Here is a 668-nt window from a genome sequence, read left to right as displayed (position 1 = left end):
GCATTGGTAGAAAGTATCCAAAAGTTCAATAAATATGTTGGAAAAGAAAACATATGGGAGTTTGTAGACTTCATTGATAATCCACTGAAAAGGAGTGTGGATTACAGAGGAGTAAAGAGAGGTGTTTGGGATAAAGGAAGGCGTGCTATCTACCTCAAGCCCTTCGTAAACGATGAGGGAGAAACAGTGTTTCCGTTCGCAAGAGAGACAGACAGGATAATCTATACAAACCTTGGTATTGACGAAGAACTCAATGATATCTTCATTAAAGCAGGAAAAGAAGAATACTTTAAAGCAGAAACAATCATTGAATCATACCACAATAGAGGTAATGATGAACTTGTGAATAGGGCATTGAAAGAATTTGGGACAGAGGAACTGCCCTTCAAAAGATTTCTTCCGAATGCAGCATTCTTACTCCTCTGTAACCTGCAATCTTCTTTAGCAGGTTCCTATTCAATAGTCTTGTCATTCTTTCTCTACGAGTCATTCAAAAGAGATGTAGCAAAGGGCATTATTGATGTGAAAAGTTATCCCACAACCGTGAGGAGGATGCTTATTGACCTTGCAGGAAAGATTATCCATACAGGGAGAAGAATCATTCTCAAAGTCTCTCAGTACATTTATGAGAGACTGAACATCTCACTACTTTGGGAAAGATGCAATAA

Annotated in this window: 1 pseudogene; it reads left to right on the top strand. The window is 38.3% G+C overall.

The window, feature by feature from the left end:
• Positions 1 to 96: 96 nt before the first annotated feature.
• Positions 97 to 668, top strand: a pseudogene (locus tag ACP5SP_RS08055) (hypothetical protein); the annotation flags it as partial.

Source organism: Caldisericum sp. (assembly GCF_049967455.1).
Taxonomy (GTDB): domain Bacteria; phylum Caldisericota; class Caldisericia; order Caldisericales; family Caldisericaceae; genus Caldisericum; species Caldisericum exile_A.
Note: the sequence above shows the minus strand (reverse complement) of the source record. Positions and strands in the feature narration are given on the sequence as shown.